Source organism: Streptomyces sp. NPDC044571 (genome assembly GCF_040647115.1).
Lineage (GTDB): Bacteria > Actinomycetota > Actinomycetes > Streptomycetales > Streptomycetaceae > Streptomyces.
Window position 1 is genome coordinate 168,779 of sequence record NZ_JBEZBN010000004.1, and the last position, 19,887, is coordinate 188,665.

The following is a 19,887-nucleotide window of genomic DNA, read 5'->3' on the forward strand; positions in this document are numbered from 1 at the left end:
CCGGGAGACGGCCCCCGCACCGGGCGCCGGGCGGGGCGGGCTCAGGCGCTGTCGCCCGGCCGCACCAGCCCCGCCTCGTACGCGAAGATCACGGCCTGCGCCCGGTCACGCAGGTCCAGCTTGGCCAGCACCCGCCCGATGTGCGTCTTGACGGTCTGCTCGGCCACCACCAGGTGCCCGGCGATCTCCTGGTTCGACAGCCCCCGCGCGATCAGCTCCAGCACCTCGGTCTCCCGCGGGGTCAGCCCGTTCAGCCGCAGCGCCGGGTCCTTGCGCGGGGCCGGGCGCTGCTGCACGAAGTCCGCGATCAGCCGCCGGGTCACCGAGGGTGCGAGCAGCGCCTCGCCCGAGGCCACCACCCGGACCGCCGCGATCAGATCGGCCGGAGGGGCGTCCTTCAGTAGGAACCCGGAGGCCCCGGCCCGCAGCGCCTCGTACACGTAGTCGTCGATGTCGAAGGTGGTCAGCATCAGCACCTTCGGGTGGTGCACCACGCCCGGCGGCGGGTCGAGGATCTCCCGGGCCGCGGCGAGCCCGTCCATCTCGGGCATCCGTACGTCCATCAGGACCACGTCCGGGTGGACCGAGCGGGCCACGAAGACCCCCTGGCGGCCGTCGGGGGCCTCACCCACCACGTCGATGTCGGCCTGCGCCGACAGCAGCGCGGCGAACCCGGCCCGCACCATGGCCTGGTCGTCGACGATGATCACGCGGATGGTCAACTGTCGTCCTCGTCCGAAGCGTTCAGGGGCAGGCGGGCGGCGACCCGGAAGCCGCCGTCGGGCAGCGGACCGGTGTCCAGTGTCCCGCCGGTCAACCGTACGCGCTCGCGCATGCCGACCAGGCCGTGCCCCGTGCCCGTGCTCTCCAGCGCCACCACGGCCTCCGGGGCGGGCCCGTTGACCACCAGTACCAGCAGCACCTCGTCCGCCTCCTCGGCGGCCCGGCTCACCGAGACCCGCGTCGGCGCGCCCGGGGCGTGCCGCACCACGTTGGCGAGGGCCTCCTGCACGATGCGGTACGCCGACAGGTCCACGGCGGGCGGTACCGCCTCCGGCACGCCGGCGGCCATCGACAGCTCCACCGGCTGACCGGCCCGCACCGTCGTCTCGATCAACTGCTGGAGCCGCACGAGCCCCGGCTGCGGCGCCCGCTCGCTTTCCTTCCCGTCGCCGCGGAGCACGGTCAGCAGCCGCCGCATCTCGCCCAGGGACTCCCGGGCACTGGCCGCGATGGCGGCGAACTCCTCCTGCACCGGCTCGGGCATCCCCGGCAGCCGGTACGGCGCCGAATCGGCCTGCACGGTGATCACCGACATGTGGTGGGCCACCACGTCGTGCAACTCGCGTGCGATCCGCGCCCGTTCCTCCAGCAGCGTGCGCCGGGCGCGCTCGGCCTCGCTGATGCTCTCCTGCTCGGCGATCCGCCGCTGGGCCTCGCCGAGCCCACGCAGCGCGCCCGTCAGGGCGAGGACGGTGCCGCCGAGGACGAACAGCAGGGCGATCGTGTCGGTCACCCCGGCGGGCCGGTAGAAGCCGAGCACCACCCCGACGCCGCCGGTCACCAGCCACACCGCGACGAGCGTGCGGACGGTCTCCCGCAGTCCGAGGCAGACCATCAGCACCAGGTAGCCCACGACGGCCATCGGGGTCCAGGGCCAGGCGTGCCCGGCCACCCCGCCGGCGTCGATCAGCAGCACCGCCCCGAGCGTGTCCGCGGCGAGGACCAGACCCCAGGCGGCCAGCGGCCGGGTCACGGCCAGCAGCAGCGGCACGGCCTGCGCGACACCCAGCGCGCCGGCCCACCCCCCGCCGAGCCGGTACTGGGAAACCAGCACCGTGATCGTCACCGGCACCAGCGTCAGCACGCAGACGGCGGCGACCAGGTACGGCAGGCGGCGCTGCCAGGCCCTGGGGGCCTGCGCCAGCAGCGGCTCGGCCGCCCCGGGGGGCGTGCGCAGGGCCACGGAGAACCGGGTCAGTGCACGGGGCGCCCGGGCGGCGGCGGGACTACGGGCGCGGTCGCTCATGACCGGACAGACTAGATCCTCCGGTGCCGATTCGACCTGGTGCGCGGGGGCGGAGGCGCAGGCCCGGGTGGGGCACCGGGTCCGGGTAGGCTGCACGCAGTCGATCACGGGGGATCCGGTACGCATGGGCTTGGCAGCCGCACTTGAGAAGCTGGTGCCGGTGTTGCTGGCCTTCGGGGCCGGTGCGCTGCTCGCACGCCGAAAGATCATCCCCGCCGAGGCCTCGAAGGTCTTCGCCGACTACGCCTTCCTCTTCGCGGTCCCCTGCTACCTGTTCGGCAACATCTACGCCAGCGACCTCGGCGCCCTCTTCGACTGGCGGGCCATCGGCGGCTATGCCGCGGCCGCCGCCCTCGCGGTGCTCGCCGTCGCCCTCGCCGCCGCGGCCTACGGCGTACGCGAGCCGCGCGCCGTGGCGCTGCGCGTGATGGCGGGGGTCCAGGTGAACACGGCCTACTTCGCCGTCCCCGTCTTCATCACCTTCTTCGGGACGGCCGCGCCGATCTTCCCCGTGCTGCTGTTCCAGGTCTGCGTGCTGTCGCTCGTAGTGATCGCCATCATGGAGCTCGGCCGGACCGGCCCCGGCGCCGGCGGCCCCGGGCAGCGGCTCGCGCGGGCCGTCGGCGCCTCGCTGGTGACCCCGCTGGTCCTGGCCTGCAACGCCGGGATCCTGCTGAACCTGCTGTCGGTGCACCTGCCGAAGGTGCTGCTGGACGGGGCCGCCTTCGTCGGCGACAGCGCCTCGCCCGTCGCGCTGTTCGCCCTCGGTCTGCACCTCGGCGGCCAGGGGCTGGACGTCCGGGGCACCAGCCGCGAGGAGATGGCCCTCGTCGCCTTCAAGTGCCTCGGTTTCCCGCTGCTGACCTGGGCGGTGTGCGGGGCGCTCTTCGGGGTCGGCGGCCAGTGGCTCACGTACCTCGTCCTGATCGCCGCGATGCCCACCCCGCAGAACCTGTTCGTCTTCGCCCAGCGCTACGACGTCGGGGTCGACCTCTCCGCCTCCCTCGTGATCAAGAGCTCGGTGGTCTCGCTCCTGCTGCTCCCGCTGTGGCTCCAGGCAGTGGTGTGAGGAGCGGTCGGCGCCGCGTCCGTTCCCCGGCGCGGGCCCGCTCGTTGACGGGGCATGGAGCTGCTGCCGATCATCGCGGCGCCGGGCGTCGGTGAACGGGCCGACGCCGCGGCCGATGCCGCCTGCCACCTGTACGACGCCGTCGCCCCCCGGCGCTGCGGCGAGCCGGGCGGCTGGAGCCGCGGCGCGGCCGAGGACGCCGCCGAGACCATCGAGACCACCGCGCACGCGCTGGCGTACACCCACCCGCGCGCCGCGCTCGTCCTCGCGCCCGTCCACGCGGCCCTCGCGGACCTGCGGCGTCAGCTCGCGCTGGCACCCGCCGACCCGCTGACCGCCGACGGCCTGGTGCAGACGCCGCCTACGGTGGGCAACCCGCGCCGGACCCGCCGGGTCCCGGCGCTCACCCCGTCCCCGCCCCGGCAACAGCCTTCTCGTACAAGGCCTTGACGTCCTGGCCGAAGTAGGAGCTGTAGGAGGTGTCGGCGGTGTCCCCGCCGGTCTTCCAGCCGCCGATCACCCCCACCACGTCGCCGGTCTCGGTGTCCTTGTCGTAGCGGGTCAGGAACGGGCCGCCGCTGGTCCCGCCGGGGTAGCCGGTGCAGTCGATCCGCAGGAACGATCCCGGGATGCCCGGGTCTGTGCTGGTGAACCTGGTCGTACGGTTCACGCACAGCCGCGGCCGCGCGGCGGACGCCGGATAGCCGATCAGCGACACCCGCGGGTGCGCGTAGCCGGCGCCGGTGACCAGGCGGTTGCCGCCGACCACGTCCTCCACCGGGAAGCCGTCCGCATCCGGCCCGACCTGCGCGAAGGCCACGTCCAGGGTCGCCCCCTTGTCGGGGCCCAGGCTCTTGTACCGGGGGTCGATCCACACCCTGGAGCGTCCGGCGGTGTCGCGCACCACCGGGAACATGCCGTACGGCTGAGGGGTCTGCGCCGTGTAGAGCGGTACGAAGGCCACCTGGCGGGCGTCGGTGCCGAGCAGGCAGTGCGCGGCGCTGAGCACCAGGTTGCGGCCGGGCGAGGAGACGACGCTGGCCGTGCAGAAGTACGCTCCGCCGCCCTTCATCACGAACATCCGGCCCACGACCGGGATCCCGTCGAAGTCCTGGCCGGTGCCGGGGTCGGTGGCGGCCGCTGCCGACCCCGGGGTCATCGGCACCGCGGAGGCCATGCGGTCCGCCGTCCAGAAGGATTCCGCCTCCCGGGCGGACCACCGGCCGGGGCCCGGCAGGGCACTGCCCGCCTCGGCCTCGGGCAGCGGGCCGCCGGGCAGCAACAGGGCGGCCGTTGCCGCGGCCACCGTCAACACACGTCGCATTCGGGCTCCTCTGAATCGCCTGCACTGCATCGCCTGCATCGCCTCAATCGCCTGCATCGCCTAGATCGCCTGGGGGAAGCGGAACAGCCGGTCCGGGTCGTGGAGGCGCCGGACCTCTTCGAGACGCGGCAGGTTCGGCCCGTAGTACGCCTCGCGCCAGGTGGACAGCTTCGGGTCGGTGTAGTTCTGGTACGCGCTGCCGCTCGCCCAGGGCCGCAGGTCCTGCCAGAGCCCGTCGAGCCAGGCCTGGTGCCGGGACACCTCGGAGGGCGGGGCGGTCGTGGGCCAGTAGGCGAGGTACTGGGCGAGGAAGGCGCTGTCGCGGTGGGCGAACGCGGTGGCGGCGGCCGGGACCCGGTTGACCGCCCCGCCGCAGACCCCGTCGAACTGCACGACCCCGATGCCGCCGCGCGGCGCTGCCTGCGCGTACCGCGCCAGTGCGGCCAGGACCGCGTCGACGGCTGCCTCCGGCAGCCCCGGGCCGGCCCAGAAGTCGGAGCGGGCGGCGTACGCGTCGCGGCCGAGCCGCCCCTGCGGACCGTGGCCGGGCAGGGATCCCGGCAGCCGGCACTGGGCCGCGCTCAGCTCCAGGCAGCCCGCCACGGCCCGTACGGTGTCCCCGTAGCCGCGGACGACGGTCCAGTCGTCCCGGGGCTCCCCGCCGACCAGGCCGGACAACCGGGTCAGCTGCCGGTCCAGCTCGTCGCGCCCGTCGAGGCAGACCACCCGCAGGGCCGGGGCCGGCACCGGCCCGCCGTCGACGGTGAACTCCACCTGGCTCCAGAAAGGTTCCGGCAGGGCGGTCAGCCAGCGCTGCCAGCCGCGCAGCACCGCCGGGGATTGGGCGGCGGACCAGTGGAGTTCGGCGAAGGCGGCGTCGGCGACCGGGTGGGTACGGAAGCGGAACTCGGTGACGATCCCGAAGTTGCCGCCCCCGCCCCCGCGCAGGGCCCAGTACAGGCCGGGGTCACGGTCGGCGTCCACCTCGCGCACCGAACCGTCGGCGGTGACCACGGTCGCGGCCGTGAGCCGGTCCGAGGCGGTGCCGTACGCCCGGGAGGCCAGGCCCAGCCCGCCGCCGAGGGTGAGCCCGGCGATCCCGACCGAGGGGCACAGCCCGGTCGGGATGCCCAGTCCGCGGGCGGCGAGGGCCGCGGCCACGTCCCCGAGCCGTGCCCCGGCGCCGATCCGCACCCCGGGCGCGGACCCGGCGCCGTCGAGCGCCACCTGCGCCATCGCGCCGACGTCCACGACGAGCCCGCCGGCACAGGTCGACCAGCCGGCGTAACCGTGGCCCCCGCCGCGCGGCACCACGGGGACGGCCGAGCGGCGGGCGAAGTCCAGGCAGGCGGCCACGTCGCCGGCGTGCGCGGGATAGGCCACGGCGCCCGGCGCAACGGTGTCGAAGCGGGGCTGGAACAGCCGCCGGGCCTCGGAGTAGTCCGGTTCGCCCGGCAGTACCACCCGCCCGTCGAGTACGCGCGCCAGGGCCCCGAAGTCCGGCCCCGACGGGGAGGACCGCGCGGGCGCCGCCGCCCCGAGGGCGGCGAGGAGGGCGGCGGCCGCGCTCCCCAGGACGCGGCGGCGGTGGAGGCTCATTCCTCCTTCCTGCCATCGCCCGCGCCGATCGCGGCGAAGGCGGGCCCACGGCGCTCGCGTTGCCCCCCGAACGGCCCAGGGCCCACCCGCCCCGCAGAGCCGCCTTCGACGGCAACCCGGTCAAGGGCCCCGGGGTCGTCCTCACCCTGCACGCACTCGGCGAAGGCGGCCCGCAGGGCCCGGTCCAACGGTTACGGGTACGAGGTCGTCACGCTCCCGGAGCGCAGCGCGCCCTGGCGCCCGACTCGCCCGCGGCCAGCGGATTGTCCAGCTCGGCCCACTGGTCGCCGGGCACCTCGGGGCTCAGCCGCATCAGCGTCAGGGCCTTGGTGGGCAGCGGCGCGCTCAGCAGGGCGTGCGTGTCGGCGGTGGCGGGCAGGTCGGCGGCGGCCACGGACAGGGCCTCGCCGAAGGCCGCCGCCGAGCCGGCCGTGGCACCGAGCGCGCCCGTCAGCAGGGAACCGAACAGCTTGCGCCGCAGCGCCGTCTCGTCGTCGGTGATCAGCCGCCCCGCGAGGGGCGGCACCGGCAGTCCGTGCCGGACCAGCCGGGCCGGGCTGATCCGGATGTCGGCGAGGTCCCGGTAGACCAGCCGCAGCGGCGTTCCGGTGGGGGAGAGCACCACGAGGAGGTTCTGACCGTGCGCCTCCAGCGCCACCCCGAGGTCGAGCACCCGCAGGCACACGTCGAGCGCGAGCCGCGCGAACTCGGCCCGCCACGACGCCGAGCGCGCGTACGCCGTCCCGGCGAGGGCCGCCACCGGCAGGAGCCGCTCGCCCGCCGCCCCGTCCGCGTACCGCTCGGGCGGCTCGCGGAGCACCGCCGCCAGGTCGGGGCTGTGCGCGGTGGCGGCGCCCAGGGTGCGCGTGATGTGCAGCCGCCCGTCGAGCCGCTCGCACAGCGCCTGCGCGAAGGCGGAGACCGCGGCGGCCGTCTCGACGGAGTAGGGGGAGATGTCCCGTACGGAGGAGGTCAGCCGGGTGCTCAGGGCCGTCTTCACGTGCGCCTCCGGCACGGGGCCGCCGCCCGCTGCCGGAGCCAGGGTCCGCAGTGACATCAGCGGATGGGCCGGGAAGCCGGCGCGGACGGCGCCCCGCGCCGGATCCGCCCGGGCGAGGACGTGCTCCGCCTGCCACGGGTGCACCGGGAGCAGCAGCCGCGGGCCGTCCCGCAGCGCGTCCGGCCAGGCGCCCGCGACCAGGCACTCCCCGGCCGGTACGGCGAGCAGTCCGAGCTCGACCAGCGGCCGGTGCTCGGGCGCGTACGCCAGCTGCTCGGCCACCGAGAAGCCGGGCCGGGAACGGCAGTTGGGGTGGTACGGGTGCCCGTCGACCAGCCGCTGCTCCCACTCCCACACCGCGGCTGGCTCGGGCTGCGGCCCGGCCGGTCGGCCCGCGCGGGACAGCGCCAGCGAGGCGGTGCTGTCGTCGAGCTCGGCGGCGAAGGCCTCCCCGTGCGGCACGCCCAGTGCGCTGACCAGCCGCGCGGCCTGCCGGTACGCCCGGCCGTCGAGCAGCACCTCGGACACGTACGGCCCGGTGGCGTACGGATCCGGCAGCGGGCCCTCCAGCCGTCCGCCCCCGGCCAGCAGGACCACCAGCCCGTCGGACCCCCGCGTGCGGCGCACCACCCACGGCAGCGGTTCGACGGCGAGCGCCCGCCACAGGCGGGTCAGCACGGCGGCCCGGGCGCCGTCGAGCGCAGCGAGGTACGCGCCGCCGAGGGCGGGGCGCACCTCGGCCAGTTCGGCCGAGACGGCCTCCTCGGCGGGGGAGGCGGGGAGGTTCATGCTGGGGTGCAGGGCCCTGCTCCTCTCACGTACGACGTGATGATCATGTCATCATCGCGGATACCCGGGTATTCGCGGATACTGAAGATCACGGCCGCTGGTACGCCCCGCGCACCTCCGGCGCACTGGATGGACCGAATGGAATCCGTGGACCTCAACGCCGCAGCCGACGCGTACGCCGCCGCCCCCCTGCTCAACTGCCTGCTCCGGGAGGCGGCCGACCCGCAGGGTGGGGACGTCCACCGGTTGCGCGGCAGCGGGCGGCTGCTGCGGGTGCGGGGCGGGCGCCGGCCCGGGCACGGCGAACTGCGCACGGCGCAGGGCTGGCGCCGGCTCAGCCACACCGAACTGGTCAAACTCACCGCCGACGAGCTGCTCCAGTACACGGGCCTCCCGAACGACGAACTCCCGGTCGAGATCGCCGACAGCCGTGAGGCCGTCGCCGCCCTGCTGGCCGCCCGTGCGGCGGCGCACCCACCGCAGGACCCGTACATCCGCTCCGAGCAGTCCCTGGTCATGGGCCACCCCTACCATCCCGCGCCCAAGGCGCGCGGCGGCGCACCGGCCGCGAGCTGGCTTCCGTACGCACCTGAGGCGCACGCCCGCTTCCCGCTCGTCTTCCTCGGACTGCGCGAGGACCAGGTGGCCGAGGAGGGCGGGGCGCCCGCCGCCGAGGCGATCGACGCCCTGGCCGGACTGCTCGACGGGCCGCGCCCGCCCGCCGGCTACCGGCTGCTGCCCGCCCATCCCTGGCAGCTGGACCTGGTGGGCGGCTCGCCCGCCGTCCGAGCGGCCTTCGCCGACGGGAGGCTGCTGCGGCTGGGCGCCGGCCGGCTCCCGGCCTGGCCGACCGCCTCGATCCGGACGCTGTACGTACCCGGCGCGGACACCGACCTCTTCGTGAAGTTCAGCCTGGACGTGCGGATCACCAATGACGTACGCCGGCTGTGGCGGCACGACCTGCGGAAACTGCGCGCCACGGATACCGAGACCGGGGCCGGCTTCGCCGGGCTGCGGGAGGCCGGGTCGAACGCGGCCTGGCTCGCCGACCGGGGTTACCGTACGGCCGCCTTCGCCTTCGAGGAACTCGCCGTCCTGGTACGCGACGGCCTGCGCGCACAGCTGGAGCCGGGGGCCACCGCCCTGCTGGCCGCCTCCCTCGCCGAGGGGCACGCGGACAGCCCGCTCGCGCGGACCGCCGATCCGGCGGGCTGGTGGCGGGCTTACCTGCGCCATGTCGTCCCGCCGGTCCTGGACCTGTTCGCCCGCCGGGGCGTCGTACTGGAGGCCCATCTGCAGAACACCCTCGTCGCGGTCGACGCGCAGGGCATGCCGGTGCAGGCCCTGTTCCGTGATGCGGAGGGGGTGAAGCTGCCGCGGGACACGGAGCGGCGGGCCGCCTGGCAGCGGCTCGTCTACTGCCTGGTGGTCAACCATCTGGCGGAGGTGGCGGTGGCGCTGGCCGAGGAGCACCCGGCGGCCGCCGGTCTGGTGTGGCCCGCGGTGCGTGAGGAGTTCCTGCGGTACGACGCGGCCCACGGTCTGCCCGAGATCGCGGAGCTGCTCGCGTCGCCGACCCTCCCGGCCAAGACGAACCTGCTGCTGCGGTGGACGCGGGCGGACGGGGCCGATGCGCGCTACCTGCCGCTGCCCAACCCGCTCCGGGGCTGAGGGGGAGCGGGCCCGGAGGGTGGGATTCGGCCAAGCTGCTCCGGGTTCCTCGCAGGCGCCCACGACAGGTATAGACCAATGCTACGTTGGTCGGGCAGACCCGCGCAGTCCTTGACCACCCGTCAGAGGAGAAGCCATGCCCTCCCCTTCACGGGGCGGCGGCCCCGCCGCCCTGCCCAAGTACCAGCGGATCGCCGCGGAGCTGAGGCGTGACCTGGAGAGCGCCGCCGCGCAGGGGGCCGCCGGCAGGCTGCCGTCCGAACGGAATCTGGCCGCCCGCTACGGGGTCAACCGCCAGACGGTACGGGCCGCCCTCCAGCAGTTGCGCGAGGACGGCCTGATCGTCACGGGGCGCCGCGGTACCCGGTCGGCGGCCGCCGGAGCCGTAACGGCGGACCGCCCTCATCCTGCGCGGCAGGGGGACGGGCGGCCCCAGGAGCAGGGGCGGGCGCCGGGGCAGGAGGGGGGCCGGGGGCAGGGCCGCGGGCAGTCCGGCAGCTGGCTCACCCTGGTCACCGTGCCGCCCTCGCTCGCCGCGCTGCTCGGGATGCGCGGAGGGGAGCCCACCCTCGTCCTCCACGACCGTGAGCGCGGCCCGGCGGGACAGACCCTGTGGCACGCCGTCACGTATCTGCGGCCGGACGTGGTCGCCGCGACCACCGAACTGGCCGGATACCTCGACCGTTCGGCGGTCCGGGACGAGGATCTCGGTCCCCTGCACCGCTGGTTGGAGCGGACGGCCGAGGAGGGCAGGATCGCCGAGACCCTCACCATGACCCGCAGGACGCACCCGCCGGCCGCCGCCGCGTCCTGCGGTCTGTCTGTCCGCCGCACCCTGCACGACCGCTCCGGCAGGCTGCTCGCGGTGACGGACCTGGCCTTCCCGACCTGGGACCGGCTGACCTTCACCCGGGACCGGCGTGACCGCATCGGAACCGGATTCCGCGTCAGCTGACCGACCGGGCCCCGCTGGTGAGACGTATCACATAGGGGCAATCCTGTGCATTTGGCATTTCTTGACGTACAAGCGGAAAGAGACCATCCTCTACGCAGTCAAGGTCACGCGCCGCAAGCCGAAAGCCCAAGGAGCGAACCCCATGCACGCCCCTGCCCCGTCCTCCACCACTGAAACCGTCGCAGCCGTCCCCCATCCCCGCCGCGGCACCGAAGCCGCCCGGATCGCGGACCTGCCCCGGATCGAGGAGCCCAGGGAGGTGGCCCCCGCGGATGCGAGGGAGTTGTCGAGGGTCTTCTTCAAGAGGCTGAGCCAGCTCGCCGAGGGAACCCCCGAGCACCAGTACGTCCGCAACGCGCTCATCGAGATGAACGCCTCACTCGTGCAGTACGCCGTGCGACGCTTCCGCATCCGGGGTGACGCAGGCGACATCGAGGACATCGTCCAGGTCGGCACCATCGGCCTGATCAAGGCGATCGACCGGTTCGACCCGGCCCGCGAAACCGAATTCGCCACCCTCGCCATGCCGTACATCACAGGCGAGATCAAACGGCACTTCCGCGACACCTCCTGGGCCGTCCGCGTCCCGCGCAGGCTCCAGGAGCTGCGCATCGACATAGCCAAGGCGAAGGAGGAGCTGACCACCACCCTCGACCGCGTGCCCACGGTCGCCGACCTCGCCGCGCACCTGTCCCTCTCCGAGGACGAGGTCGTCGAGGGGCTCGTCGCCGCCAACGGCCACACCAGCGGCTCCCTGGACGCCCCGCAGCCCGAGCACGGCGGGGACGTGGGCGACGGCCACACCCTCGCCGACGTCATGGGCGCCGAGGAGCCGGCCCTGGAGCGCGTCGAGGACATCCAGACCCTCGCGCCGCTGCTGGAGCAGCTCACCGGGCGTGAGCGCCGCATGCTCCAGATGCGCTTCGGGGAGGAGCTCACCCAGGCCCAGATCGGCGAGGCCCTCGGCATCTCCCAGATGCAGGTCTCGCGGCTGCTGACCCGGCTCCTCGCCCACCTGCGCAGCTCCATGCTGGACGACCCGGAGCCGGAGCCGCAGGCCTGAGCGTGTCCGGCGTGAGGTGGCTCACCTCGGCGTTTACCTCCGGCAGGGGCCGGGCAGCCGCGCAACCGGAGCGGACCCTTCCGCCCGGTCGCGGTGCGGCCGGGCACGGGGCGGGCGGATCCCGCACCGCTCCACGGCCCGGCCGGCCCACCGGCGCGGGCCGTTCTCCGGTACGACCCGCGAGGTGTATGTGTCCACGCTCCAAGCCGAACACGTCTACAAGGTGTTCGGAAGACGACCCGGCGCCGCGGTGCGCGCGCTCCGCAGCGGCACCGGCCGCGACGAGCTGCGCGCCGACGGCACGACGGCCGCTGTGATCGACGCCTCGTTCCGCGTCGAGCCCGGCGAGATCTTCGTCGTCATGGGTCTGTCGGGATCAGGCAAGTCCACGCTGCTGCGCATGCTGAACGGACTGCTGGAGCCCACCGCGGGACGCATCCTCTTCGACGGACAGGACCTCACCGGCCTCTCCCGACGTGAGCTCCGCCACGTCCGGTCCCGGAAGATCAGCATGGTCTTCCAGCACTTCGCCCTCTTCCCGCACCGCAGCGTCCTGGAGAACGCCGCCTACGGGTTGGAGGTGCAGGGCGTCGACCGCGCCGAGCGCGAGCGCCGAGCCGCCGAGTCCCTTGAGCTGTGCGGGCTCGCCGGCTGGGAGAAGTCCTGGCCCGACGAGCTCTCCGGCGGCATGCAGCAGCGCGTGGGCCTCGCCCGCGCCCTGGCCACCGACGCCGACCTGCTCCTGATGGACGAGTCCTTCAGCGCGCTGGACCCGCTGATCCGCCGCGACATGCAGGACCAGCTGCTGGAGCTCCAGCAGCGGCTGAAGAAGACCATCGTCTTCATCACGCACGACCTCAACGAGGCCATGCGGCTCGGCGACGGCATCGCGGTCATGCGCGACGGCCGCATCGTGCAGCAGGGCAGCGCCGAGGACATCCTCACCCGGCCCGCCGACGACTACGTCGCCTCCTTCGTCCAGGACGTGGACCGCTCGCGCGTCCTGACAGCCGACGCCGTCATGACCGAGCCCGCCGCCGGCGGCTGTGCCTGCGGCTGCCCCAGTGTCACCGCCGACACCCCGCTCGCCGACCTGTGCGCGGTCAGTGCCCGCGTCCCGCACCCCGTCGCCGTCACCGACGAGGCCGGTGTCGTCGTGGGCTCCGTACCGCAGGACCGCCTCGTCGCCTTCATCGGTGACGAACAGCGGGAACCGGTGCGCTGCGCGGAGGTGGCCGCCTGATGCCCCGCCTGCACCTCGGCGCCTGGGTCGACTCCGGCGTCGACCTCCTCCAGCGCCACCTGTCCTGGCTGTTCGACGCCATCAGCGCGCTCGTCACCGGTCTGTACGACGGCGTCCACGCCGTCCTGTCCGCCCCGGCGCCCCTGCTCTTCGCGGGGACCCTCGCCGTCGCGGCCTGGTGGCTGCGCGGCCTGCTCGCCGCGCTCCTCGCCTTCGCGGGCTTCGCACTGGTCGACTCCGTCGGCCTGTGGGGCGAGGCCATGTCCACCCTGTCCCTGGTCCTGGTCGCCACCCTGGTCACGCTGGTCTTCGCGGTCCCGCTGGGCATCTGGGCCTCCCGCTCGGACCGGGTCAGCGCCGTGCTGCGGCCCGTACTGGACTTCATGCAGACCATGCCCGCGATGGTCTACCTCATCCCCGGCATCATCTTCTTCGGGGTGGGAGTGGTGCCCGGCATCATCGCCACCATCATCTTCTCGCTGCCACCCGGCGTCCGGATGACCGAGCTCGGCATCCGCCAGGTCGACGCCGAACTCGTCGAGGCCGCGGACGCCTTCGGCACCACCCCGCGCAACACCCTCGTACGCGTCCAGCTGCCGCTCGCCCTGCCCACGATCATGGCGGGCATCAACCAGGTCATCATGCTCGGCCTGTCCATGGTGGTCATCGCCGGCATGGTGGGCGGTGGCGGCCTCGGCGGGGCGGTCTACCGCGCCATCGGCAGCGTCGACATCGGCCTCGGCTTCGAGGCGGGCATCTCCATCGTCATCCTCGCCATGTACCTCGACCGGATGACCGGGGCGCTGGGCCGCCAGGTCTCACCGCTCGGCCGCCGCGCCCTCGCCAAGGCCCAGAGCGCCGCGAACGGCCTCGCCAAGGTGTGGAGCCACCGCCCGCAGCCGGCCTACGCCGTCACCGCGGCCGTGGTCCTCGCCCTCGTCGCGGGCGGCCTGAACACCTTCGGCGGCTCCGGCAGCCCGGCCGCCGCGAAGGGCGACGGCATCGGCAAGGGCCGCACGGTCAGCATCGGCTACATCCCCTGGGACGAGGGCATCGCCTCCACCTACCTGTGGAAGGAGCTGCTGGAGCGCCGCGGCTTCCAGGTCGAGGCACGGCAGCTGGAGCTCGGCGCCCTGTTCACCGGACTCGCCGGCGGCCAGGTCGACTTCCAGACCGACGCCTGGCTGCCCGGCACGCAGGCCCAGTACTGGGAGAAGTACGGCAACCAGCTGGACGACCTCGGCTCCTGGTACGGTCCGACCTCCCTGGAGCTGTCCGTCCCCTCCTACATGAAGGACGTCCGCTCGCTCGCCGACCTCAAGGGCAAGGGCGACCGGTTCAAGGGCAGGATCATCGGCATCGAGCCCAGCGCGGGCGAGATGGCCCTCCTGAAGGACAAGCTCCTGAAGGAGTACGGCCTCGACGGCGAGTACCAGGTCGTCGACGGATCGACCCCCGGCATGCTCGCCGAGCTGAAGCGGGCCTACGACAAGAAGGAACCGGTGGCGGTCACGCTCTGGTCCCCGCACTGGGCGTACGCCTCGTACGACCTGAGGAAGCTGGAGGACCCCCGGGGTGTCTGGGGCAAGGGAGACGGCATCCACACCGTGGCCCGCAAGGGATTCGCCGAGGACGAGCCCGAAGTCGCCAAGTGGCTGCGCTCGTTCAAGCTGACCGAGGCCCAGCTGACCGGCCTGGAGGCGAAGATCCAGGAAACGGGCAAGGGCAAGGAGCAGCAGGCGGTGCGCGCCTGGCTGGCGGAGAACCCGGAGGTCGCCAAGGCGGCCGCCGCGTAACGCGGCCCGGCCGCGAAGGCGCCGGTGCGCATGGGACGCTACCCACGTCCCGGCGCGCACCGGCGCCTTCGCGGCCGCTTCCGGACAGTGGGGGCAAGCCCGCTCAGTGGGTGAGGAACGCGGCGATCCGCTCGGCGAACGCCTCCTCTCCCACGACCTCGATACCCGCCTCCCGGGCCTTGGCGACCTTGCTGCCGGCCTTCTCGCCCGCCACGAGCAGGGTGGTACGCCCGGATATGCTGCTCGCGGACCTGCCCCCCGCCCGCTCGATCAGCGCCCGTACCTTGTCCCGGGTGTCATGGGCGGCCGGCGCGCCCGCCATCCGGCCCGTGACCACCACGGTCTCGCCGGCCAGCGGACCGTCCACGTCCTCGCCTCCTTCAGCGCGCGGTTCGACCAGATCGCCCCCCGCCGCCGCCGGCTTGTCGATGACCGGCCCGAGCTCCGCGACCTGGGCGACGATGGCCGCGGCCTTGGCCCCGCCGACCAGTTCGACCTCGGTCATGGCCGCGGCGTCGGCGGCCCGTATCGCCTCCATCGTCCCGAAGCGGCGGGCGATGCGCCGCGACATCCCCCGCCCGGTGCCGAGAACACCGAGCGCGCAGAACACCCGGGCCGGCCCGGCGCCCTTGGCGGCCTCGATCTGCTCCAGCAGCTTGACGGCCCGCTTCTCGCTGCCCGCCGCCAGCGCGAGCGCGGCGTGGTCCAGGGCGAAGAGGTCCGCCACGTCCCGGACACGCCCCGCCTCGACCAGCGCTCGTACGTACCTCTCGCCCAGGCCGTCGATGTCCAACTGGTCGCGCCCTGCGGCATACAGGATCGAGGCGATCCGCCCGCAGTCGGCGGGCCGGGCGCACCGCCACCGTTCCTGGGACCGGTCGATGTCGCCCTGGCAGCCCGGGCACACCGCGGGCGGCTCGATGGGCCGCTCCTCACCCGTGCGCAGCTCCACCACCGGCGCCTCGACGCGCGGAATGATGTCGCCCGGTATCGCGGCACACAGTGTGTCCCACAGCAGTCATGTCTCGTTGAGTGGCAGCCAGTTCGGCAGGATATGAAGCCCGTGCCTTGCTGCGCATGTCGCATTCTAGCGTCACAGGAGGGTCGCCGGGGTGATGGAGATCACGCTTCGGATGGACATCCCGCTGGAGAGGGGCGGGGCAGCATCGGCCTTCGGCCGATTCGGCAGTGCCGCGCCCGCTTCGCTACGTCTGGCCGGACGGCGGCGAGAGTGCCCTTCCGCCGGGCGTGTTGGGCTTCCAGCCGCGCGGAAGCCCCGGCGGGGGCTCCTCCAGCCATCAACGGTTCGCATGGCTGAAATGGCTGTCTTCCCAGTTCGTGACGTTTGTTCCCTTGCAACAGCGATGCCTTGCGGTGGAAGCTAGGGTCGCCGGGTGGCTGGTGTCCCCGGCCCCCGCCAGCGCCCAGGCGGCGCTGGACCCGCCGGACCCGGCCCGGCCGGTTCTCCTGGCGCGACCTGAACTCCCGACCCGACCGGTCCTCCCCCGCCGTCATGACCTCCGCGTACATCACATCGAGCGGCAGCATGACCGCGCGCACGGGGTGGACGTCACGTCGCCGAGGTGCCCGGCCGCGCGGCGAGGCCAGAGCACCCACAGGCACGACGCCTGGCGTACCGCCACCGCCAGCGTCCTCGCAGCAGTGCCCAGCTTGTCACCCGAGCGGTGGGAGGCGAGGACGTCCGCAATGGCCAACCGGCGGCGACTGTGAAAATCGCTGTCCGATCACCGGAGCACGGTGATAGACATCCGGCGTGGAAAACAATCTTGAGTTCCCCGACCTGTTGCGACTGATCGATGAACGGTCGACCGCCTTCCGCGCCGTGGTCGCCGCCGCGCCCGGTCTCGACGCACAGGTGAAGACCTGCCCCGGGTGGACGCTGTTCGATCTGGTGAAGCACCTGGGCGGGGGAGACCGCTTCTGGGCCGCCATCGTCGGCGCGGGGCCCGCCGACGCGCCCCCGGCCGAGGCCGTCGCCGCGCGCGCCGCGCTGGAAGTGCCGCAGGAGCGTGAGGCCCTGCTGGCCTGGCTGGACGCGTCGACGCAGCTTCTGCTGGGCGCCCTTCGCACGGCGGGACCGGAGAGCGGTTGCTGGACGTGGTGGCCCGCGTCGCAGTCACCGCAGACCGCCGGCGGCACCGCCCGGCACCGGGTCCAGGAGACCGCGGTGCACACCTACGACGCCCAGCTCGCCGGGGGCGCCCCGCAGCCGCTGCCGGTCGAGCTGGCACTCGACGGTGTGGAGGAGTTCCTGTTCACCGTCTGCGCAACGCCGAGTGCCTGGCCGCACAAGCCCACGGCCTTCGACTTCCACGCCGCCGAGGGCCGCTCCTGGCGCCTCACCGTCGACGGCGACGGCGCACGCACCACCCGCATCCCCGCGCCCACCGCCGCAACCGGCGAGGACTCGGACGCAGCCGGCGCCTCCGTCCATGGCACGGCCAGTGAGTTGGTCCTCTACCTGTACGACCGGATCCAGGCCGACTCCTTGCACGTTGACGGAGACGCAGGGCTGCTCGACCTGCTCCGCGCCTGGGAGCCGGAGGAGAAGTAGGACGTAGCGGGGGCGGTTGGCCGCGCCTCCACCGGCTCGACAGTCTTGTAGGCGCAGTCCACCACGGTCCACGTTCGCGGCCCACCGGGGCATCGCCCTGCACTCGTGAACCCGACCGACTTTCCGCCGCGGCCCGAGTCCTGTCGGCTGACCCAGAGGTCTGCCGGCAGGATTCGGCTGTGGCGGTCTTGCCTACCGGCGGGGCCGGTTCGGGTCGACCCGTGCCCGCACGGGCAGGGTCGTGATGTTCTCCGGCTGCTGCAAGGCCCTGCGAAGGCGCTGGATCTCGTCGTGCTGAGCGGCCAGCCGGGACACGGCGAGGGTCTTGAACTCGGTCAGCTCCGCGATCGTCGCGTCCCGCTGTGCCAGACGCTCGCGCAGACCGTTGTTGTCAGCCTTCAGGCGGGCGATCTGTCCGTCCCTGGGGTCAGGGATATCCCCGGCGTCTTGGAGGGCCTTCAGGCGCCGTTCGAACTCCTCGGCGAGGTGCTGGTAGGGGCCGGGCCGGGTGGTGCCGTCGCGGTTCTTCTTCGGGTAAAAGCCGGTGCGGGTCACCCCGGCCTCGGCGGCCAGGGTCTTGAGGTCGGTCTTGCCTCCGGACGGCAGGTCTCCACGCAGGAGCCGGTCCATCGCCGCGCGGATGGCCTGCTCGTTGCGGGTGCGGGTCTCGTCGCTGATCCTGGCCATCTCATTCCCCTCCGGCCGCGCTGGCCGCGATGATCTCGTCTACCACCCGCTGGGCCCGCTCCAACTCCGGCATGAGTCGGGTCTCCTCGCCCTTCGGGAAGCGCGGGTTGGCCAGGAACACCTTGTGGTTGGCGGCCTGACTCTGCCATACCGGCAGGTGGCAGGGGTGGTGTGTGGCTTGCGGGCAGCGAGCCGAATCGCACATGCCTGCCAGAGGTCGGTCCGCGCCGGGAGTGCCGGCCAGCTTCAGGCACAGGGCCTTGGACGGGTCGCGGAACCAGCAGTAGTTCGCCGCCTGGACGTGCAGGTGTTTGGCCTGCTGACGCAACAGATTCTCCAGTCGGCGGTCGGAGTCGAGCACCGATGCCGGGCCGGGGGAGGTCTCTGCCAGTTCCTTGTCGATGTGCTCGAAGGCGGCGATGAGGTCCCGTGCGCCGGTGCCGGCTGGCAGACGGTCCTGCTGGTAGTCACGGTAGGCGGCGGCTGTCAGCTCTGTGTGGTGGTCGGCCTCGGCCTTCTTCATCTCGGCGAGCAGAGTGCCCTGGGAGCCACCCGGACAGGCCGCGTAGCCCTCCGTGGTGACAACAGAGACGTGCTTGAGCTGGATCTTTGCAGCCAGCAGGCCGCCCGGCCGTTGGGCCAGTAGCAGAGCGATCGTGCGGCGGATCGTCCTGCCAGTGACCGGCCCAGCCGGAATACGGGCCAGGCCGAGGCGTTGCCCGGCCGGGCTGTTGACCCAGTCCCGCAGCCGTCGGTAGGCGTAGTCCATCCCGCTGGTGGAGAACACGCTCTCACCAGCCGTGGCCCGCGTGAGCCGCGCGGCCAGCTGGACCGCCCGGTAAGCAGGCTCCAGCACGACCCACTGCTCGTCGACACCCCCGAGCTCCTGGCCCTTAATCAGCTTGCCGCCCAGGCGGAATCGCTGGGTGCCACCCGCCACCGTCGTGGGTGGCAGCGGTGAGTCGGCGGTGAGCTCGACCGGTTCGCTCGCGCGCATGCCGCTGAGCGGTAGGACCGGACCTCCTTCCAGGCATCGCAGTGCTCCTGCAGCACGTCCTGAAGGGACTCCAGGCCCTGGTCGGTCAGGAAGTTGAGCCAGCGAACCAGTTCCATGACCAACCCGTAGCAGGACTGCGGCTTGAGGGGGTCCCAGGGTGCATCCGGCAGGGCCAGCACGGCTTCGTGCTGCGGGACGACCGCAGCGAACAGGTACTCCTTCGCGGTCAGCCTCCACCGGGGATTGACGATCCGGGTGAAGTCCCAGATCTTCACGCTCTCCAGCATCGACTTCGGCGCGTCCGCGAGGCCACGAACGTCCCAGACATCGTCGTCGAACACGGTCCGGTGGCTGCCCGGGCGAAGCTCCCAGCCGGCCTCGGCGCAGACGTCCTTCCCCGCAAAGGGAGACCGGGTGGCCAGCGCGGCCGGGATCGGCCCGGTGGGGACGTGGACGGCGACGCGGGCGGGGGAGCTCATTCGCTTCCTTCCTTGGGACGCAGCGGAAGTTCACTGTCGCTGTCCTGTACGTCCCTCGCCGCGGCCTCCAGCAGGCCTGCGGGGAAGCGCGGCAGGATGTCGCGGTCCAAACGGTCCGCGTAGGGTCCGAACACGGCCAGGAACTGGTCGGTCGTCATCCGCCGGGACTGCCGTGCGAAGTAGGCGCGCAACCGCAACAGGTTGGGCAGGTGCCTGGGCAGGAACACCGCCAGCGGACACAGCAAGCAGACCCAGGGCCGAGCCGGACACGGCTTGCCCGCCGGACCGTGCTCGCCCGCGAGCTGGTTCGAGCACGCGGCTGTGAAGACGTCCATCTCGCCGCCCAGTAGCTCGGCCACGGCCCCCTCGTCCAGTCCCAGGCGGGCGACCTCTGCGGGATGCCCGACGACGAACGCGACGGTCTCCTCGTCGGTCAGCACCAGCGCGGGCCTGGCCCGGCGCAGGAGATCAGCCTGGGCGTCCTCGATGATCGCCTCCACCGCATCGGTCTGAGCGGGGGGGGTGTCTCTATGTCTTTCGTCAAGGACGTGGTGACTGGTATGCGGGTGTTTGGGATGGTCATGCGGCGAGGGTGACGGTGGGGGTTTTGG

Annotated in this window: 18 protein-coding genes; 8 read left to right on the forward strand and 10 right to left on the reverse strand. The window is 73.2% G+C overall.

Features of this window, described 5'->3' with window-relative positions; all coding sequences use genetic code 11:
• Positions 1-41: 41 nt before the first annotated feature.
• The gene (locus AB0B01_RS03870) at positions 42-722 is read right to left on the reverse strand and encodes a response regulator transcription factor (protein WP_361712546.1); all 681 of its coding nucleotides are present in this window, start codon (positions 720-722) and stop codon (positions 42-44) included.
• Positions 719-2,029 carry a sensor histidine kinase gene (locus tag AB0B01_RS03875; protein ID WP_361712548.1) on the reverse strand — a complete coding sequence of 437 codons (1,311 nt, stop codon included), beginning with the start codon at positions 2,027-2,029 and terminating at the stop codon, positions 719-721. The genes AB0B01_RS03870 and AB0B01_RS03875 overlap by 4 nt, the downstream gene beginning before the upstream one ends.
• Before the next feature lie 124 nt (positions 2,030-2,153).
• On the opposite strand from AB0B01_RS03875, the gene AB0B01_RS03880 reads away from it, so the two are divergent.
• Positions 2,154-3,098 (forward strand): AEC family transporter, encoded by a 945-nt coding sequence (locus AB0B01_RS03880; RefSeq protein ID WP_361712550.1) that lies wholly within the window; start codon positions 2,154-2,156, stop codon positions 3,096-3,098.
• A 54-nt stretch (positions 3,099-3,152) separates the two neighbouring features.
• Positions 3,153-3,548 carry a hypothetical protein gene (locus AB0B01_RS03885; protein WP_361712552.1) on the forward strand — a complete coding sequence of 132 codons (396 nt, stop codon included), beginning with the start codon at positions 3,153-3,155 and terminating at the stop codon, positions 3,546-3,548.
• On the opposite strand, the gene AB0B01_RS03890 is transcribed toward AB0B01_RS03885, so the two are convergent.
• The 3 genes from AB0B01_RS03890 to AB0B01_RS03900 form a co-directional block, all read right to left on the reverse strand.
• Complete coding sequence (locus tag AB0B01_RS03890) at positions 3,502-4,422, reverse strand: trypsin-like peptidase domain-containing protein (RefSeq protein ID WP_361712554.1); 921 nt, start codon at positions 4,420-4,422, stop codon at positions 3,502-3,504. The genes AB0B01_RS03885 and AB0B01_RS03890 overlap by 47 nt on opposite strands.
• 60 nt (positions 4,423-4,482) lie before the next feature.
• Entirely contained in the window at positions 4,483-6,021 is a 1,539-nt protein-coding gene (locus AB0B01_RS03895) for an FAD-dependent oxidoreductase (protein ID WP_361712556.1), read from the reverse strand.
• 208 nt (positions 6,022-6,229) lie between these two features.
• On the reverse strand, positions 6,230-7,810 hold the full coding sequence (locus AB0B01_RS03900) for an IucA/IucC family siderophore biosynthesis protein (protein ID WP_361712558.1): 1,581 nt from the start codon (positions 7,808-7,810) through the stop codon (positions 6,230-6,232).
• Between the two features lie 129 nt (positions 7,811-7,939).
• Here AB0B01_RS03900 and AB0B01_RS03905 point away from each other — a divergent pair, with 129 nt between their 5' ends.
• The 5 genes from AB0B01_RS03905 (at position 7,940) to AB0B01_RS03925 (ending at position 14,538) form a co-directional block, all read left to right on the forward strand.
• On the forward strand, positions 7,940-9,481 hold the full coding sequence (locus AB0B01_RS03905) for an IucA/IucC family protein (protein WP_361712559.1): 1,542 nt from the start codon (positions 7,940-7,942) through the stop codon (positions 9,479-9,481).
• A 136-nt stretch (positions 9,482-9,617) separates the two neighbouring features.
• Positions 9,618-10,436 carry a GntR family transcriptional regulator gene (locus tag AB0B01_RS03910; protein ID WP_361712561.1) on the forward strand — a complete coding sequence of 273 codons (819 nt, stop codon included), beginning with the start codon at positions 9,618-9,620 and terminating at the stop codon, positions 10,434-10,436.
• A 142-nt stretch (positions 10,437-10,578) separates the two neighbouring features.
• Complete coding sequence (locus AB0B01_RS03915) at positions 10,579-11,499, forward strand: SigB/SigF/SigG family RNA polymerase sigma factor (RefSeq protein WP_361712563.1); 921 nt, start codon at positions 10,579-10,581, stop codon at positions 11,497-11,499.
• A 190-nt stretch (positions 11,500-11,689) separates the two neighbouring features.
• A complete protein-coding gene (locus AB0B01_RS03920) occupies positions 11,690-12,742 on the forward strand; it encodes a betaine/proline/choline family ABC transporter ATP-binding protein (RefSeq protein ID WP_361712565.1) in 1,053 nt (350 codons plus the stop codon).
• Positions 12,742-14,538 (forward strand): ABC transporter permease/substrate binding protein, encoded by a 1,797-nt coding sequence (locus tag AB0B01_RS03925; protein WP_361712567.1) that lies wholly within the window; start codon positions 12,742-12,744, stop codon positions 14,536-14,538. Before AB0B01_RS03920 ends, AB0B01_RS03925 begins: the two co-directional genes overlap by 1 nt.
• A gap of 103 nt (positions 14,539-14,641) precedes the next feature.
• Here AB0B01_RS03925 and AB0B01_RS03930 read toward each other — a convergent pair whose 3' ends face one another.
• Entirely contained in the window at positions 14,642-15,490 is an 849-nt protein-coding gene (locus tag AB0B01_RS03930; RefSeq protein ID WP_361712569.1) for a helix-hairpin-helix domain-containing protein, read from the reverse strand.
• 822 nt (positions 15,491-16,312) lie between these two features.
• Here AB0B01_RS03930 and AB0B01_RS03935 point away from each other — a divergent pair.
• On the forward strand, positions 16,313-17,113 hold the full coding sequence (locus tag AB0B01_RS03935) for a maleylpyruvate isomerase family mycothiol-dependent enzyme (protein WP_361712571.1): 801 nt from the start codon (positions 16,313-16,315) through the stop codon (positions 17,111-17,113).
• Positions 17,114-17,305: 192 nt separating this feature from the next.
• Here AB0B01_RS03935 and AB0B01_RS03940 read toward each other — a convergent pair whose 3' ends face one another.
• Genes AB0B01_RS03940 through AB0B01_RS03955 form a run of 4 tightly spaced genes read right to left on the reverse strand, consistent with a single transcriptional unit; the run spans position 17,306 to position 19,776 of the window.
• A complete protein-coding gene (locus AB0B01_RS03940; protein WP_361712573.1) occupies positions 17,306-17,800 on the reverse strand; it encodes a hypothetical protein in 495 nt (164 codons plus the stop codon).
• A gap of 1 nt (position 17,801) precedes the next feature.
• Positions 17,802-18,797 (reverse strand): hypothetical protein, encoded by a 996-nt coding sequence (locus AB0B01_RS03945; RefSeq protein WP_361712575.1) that lies wholly within the window; start codon positions 18,795-18,797, stop codon positions 17,802-17,804.
• A complete protein-coding gene (locus AB0B01_RS03950; protein ID WP_361712577.1) occupies positions 18,698-19,276 on the reverse strand; it encodes a hypothetical protein in 579 nt (192 codons plus the stop codon). Before AB0B01_RS03950 ends, AB0B01_RS03945 begins: the two co-directional genes overlap by 100 nt.
• The gene (locus AB0B01_RS03955) at positions 19,273-19,776 is read right to left on the reverse strand and encodes a hypothetical protein (protein WP_361712579.1); all 504 of its coding nucleotides are present in this window, start codon (positions 19,774-19,776) and stop codon (positions 19,273-19,275) included. The genes AB0B01_RS03950 and AB0B01_RS03955 overlap by 4 nt, the downstream gene beginning before the upstream one ends.
• Between the last annotated feature and the right edge of the window lie 111 nt (positions 19,777-19,887).

Excerpts from the sequence above, each read along its gene's own strand:
- AB0B01_RS03875 (WP_361712548.1), bottom strand. The coding sequence starts at position 2,029 with ATGAGCGACCGCGCCCGTAGTCCCGCCGCCGCCCGGGCGCCCCGTGCA.
- AB0B01_RS03895 (WP_361712556.1), bottom strand. The coding sequence starts at position 6,021 with ATGAGCCTCCACCGCCGCCGCGTCCTGGGGAGCGCGGCCGCCGCCCTC.
- AB0B01_RS03905 (WP_361712559.1), top strand. The coding sequence starts at position 7,940 with ATGGACCGAATGGAATCCGTGGACCTCAACGCCGCAGCCGACGCGTAC.
- AB0B01_RS03945 (WP_361712575.1), bottom strand. The coding sequence starts at position 18,797 with ATGCGCGCGAGCGAACCGGTCGAGCTCACCGCCGACTCACCGCTGCCA.
- AB0B01_RS03915 (WP_361712563.1), top strand. The coding sequence starts at position 10,579 with ATGCACGCCCCTGCCCCGTCCTCCACCACTGAAACCGTCGCAGCCGTC.
- AB0B01_RS03890 (WP_361712554.1), bottom strand. The coding sequence starts at position 4,422 with ATGCGACGTGTGTTGACGGTGGCCGCGGCAACGGCCGCCCTGTTGCTG.
- AB0B01_RS03880 (WP_361712550.1), top strand. The coding sequence starts at position 2,154 with ATGGGCTTGGCAGCCGCACTTGAGAAGCTGGTGCCGGTGTTGCTGGCC.
- AB0B01_RS03950 (WP_361712577.1), bottom strand. The coding sequence starts at position 19,276 with ATGAGCTCCCCCGCCCGCGTCGCCGTCCACGTCCCCACCGGGCCGATC.
- AB0B01_RS03925 (WP_361712567.1), top strand. The coding sequence starts at position 12,742 with ATGCCCCGCCTGCACCTCGGCGCCTGGGTCGACTCCGGCGTCGACCTC.
- AB0B01_RS03885 (WP_361712552.1), top strand. The coding sequence starts at position 3,153 with ATGGAGCTGCTGCCGATCATCGCGGCGCCGGGCGTCGGTGAACGGGCC.
- AB0B01_RS03910 (WP_361712561.1), top strand. The coding sequence starts at position 9,618 with ATGCCCTCCCCTTCACGGGGCGGCGGCCCCGCCGCCCTGCCCAAGTAC.
- AB0B01_RS03900 (WP_361712558.1), bottom strand. The coding sequence starts at position 7,810 with ATGAACCTCCCCGCCTCCCCCGCCGAGGAGGCCGTCTCGGCCGAACTG.
- AB0B01_RS03940 (WP_361712573.1), bottom strand. The coding sequence starts at position 17,800 with ATGGCCAGGATCAGCGACGAGACCCGCACCCGCAACGAGCAGGCCATC.